Annotated in this window: 2 protein-coding genes; both read left to right on the forward strand. The window is 67.2% G+C overall.

The genetic code is table 11. The features are described 5' to 3' along the window. On the forward strand, positions 1-875 hold an 875-nt coding region (locus EN939_RS34460), incomplete at its 5' end, for an exodeoxyribonuclease VII large subunit (RefSeq protein WP_272483135.1). Between the two features lie 4 nt (positions 876-879). Further along, the coding region (locus tag EN939_RS34465) for a P1 family peptidase (RefSeq protein ID WP_206528433.1) at positions 880-1318 on the forward strand (439 nt) is incomplete at its 3' end.

Genomic DNA, 1318 nt, shown 5'->3' on the forward strand with positions numbered 1-1318 from the left:
GGACGCTGATCGACCTCGTTGCCGATGTGCGGGCGCCGACGCCGACGGGTGCGGCCGAAATCGCCGTGCCGGTGAAGGCGGACCTCGAAGCGACGCTTGCCAGCCTCGGAGCGCGGCTGAAAGCGGCGGTCCTGCGCAATTTCGAACGCAAGCGGCAGGCCGTCCGTGCCGCCGCCCGGGCTCTGCCCTCGCCCGATCAATTGCTGGCGCTGCCGCGCCGGCGCCTCGATGAGGCGACATCCAGGCTCGGCCGGGGCCTGTTGGTCTCCACCGAACGCAAGCGTGCAAGGTTTTTTGCCGTAAAGCTGACACCGGCAATGCTGTCGCAGCGCATTGCCGAGGCGCGGCGCACCAACGAACGCAATCTTTTGCGAGCACAAGGGGCACTGCGCGCGTTGGCAAGAGCCCGGCGTGCGGAGCTTAACCGAGCGGCCGATCAATTGCCAAAATGTGCCAGGGCATCGCTGCAGCGGCACAAGCAGCAACTGGGCATGCTGCAAGGCCGCATCACGATCGAGCCGACGGCACGGCGGCAACGCGTGCAGAGGGATTTGCTGACAGCTTTGACGAGACGCGGCACGCAAGCAGTGGTGCTCAGGCTGGAGCGCCTGCGCGGCCGCGTCGTCCAGGCCGACAGGTTGATGGCGTCGCTGTCGCACAAGGCCGTCCTGGCGCGCGGCTTTGCGCTGGTGAGGGATGCGGATGGCGCGGTGATCAAGCAGGCTGCCGAGGTGGCGTCGGGAATGGCGCTTTCGCTCGAGTTCGCCGACGGCATCGCCGATGCGGTGGCGATCACCGGCACGGCAAAACCGAAAGCCGTGGCCAAGCCGGCGGCCAAGGCCAAGGAGCCGGGCAATCAGGGATCCCTGTTCTGAGACCATGACCGACAATCCGCATCATCTGACAACACCCTCGGGCAAACCGCGCGCGCGAAATTTCGGCATCGGCTTCGATGGGCGGCCCGGACCGTTTAACGCGATCACCGATGTGCCCGGCGTGACGGTCGGCTATGCGACGCTGATTTCGGGCGATGGCGCGCTTGTCGTCGGCGAGGGACCGGTGCGCACCGGCGTGACCGCGATCCTGCCCAGGCCGCTCGCCGACCTCGCCACGCCGGTCTTCGCCGGCATTTTCAGCCAGAACGGAAACGGCGAACTGACCGGCTCGCACATCGTCGAGGAAACCGGCGCTTTCAACTTCCCGATCACCATCACCAACACGCATTCCTGCGGTGTTTCCCGCGACGGCACGCTGCGCTGGATGCAAAGCGTGCTGCCGGCAGCGCTCGACAGCGGCTGGGGGCTGCCGGTGGCGGCGG

Source organism: Mesorhizobium sp. M7A.F.Ca.CA.002.05.1.1 (assembly GCF_003998335.1).
Taxonomy (GTDB): Bacteria; Pseudomonadota; Alphaproteobacteria; order Rhizobiales; family Rhizobiaceae; genus Mesorhizobium.